The sequence below is a fragment of the Streptomyces griseus subsp. griseus genome (genome assembly GCF_000720255.1).
In the GTDB taxonomy this organism is placed as follows: domain Bacteria; phylum Actinomycetota; class Actinomycetes; order Streptomycetales; family Streptomycetaceae; genus Streptomyces; species Streptomyces griseus_I.
In genome coordinates, this window is the sequence record NZ_JOJE01000256.1 from 1 (window position 1) to 205 (window position 205).

Below are 205 nucleotides of genomic sequence, written 5' to 3' on the forward strand. Positions count from 1 at the left end.
CGCCACGCTGGCCGGCCTGCTGAGGGAGCTGCAGGAACATCAGGCGGGCCTGCTGGACCACCACCACTACGGGCTGACCGAGATCCAGCAGTCCACCGGCCTCCAAACGCTCTTCGACACCCTGGTCGTCTTCGAGTCCTACCCGATGGACCAGTCCGGCCTGACCGAGGCCGGCACCCGGGCCGGAATCACCTGCACCGGCATA

1 protein-coding gene is annotated in these 205 nt (G+C 67.8%); it reads left to right on the forward strand.

Translation table 11 applies throughout. The features are described 5' to 3' along the window. On the forward strand, positions 1-205 hold a 205-nt coding region (locus tag IG99_RS44025), incomplete at both ends, for a hypothetical protein (RefSeq protein WP_037684794.1).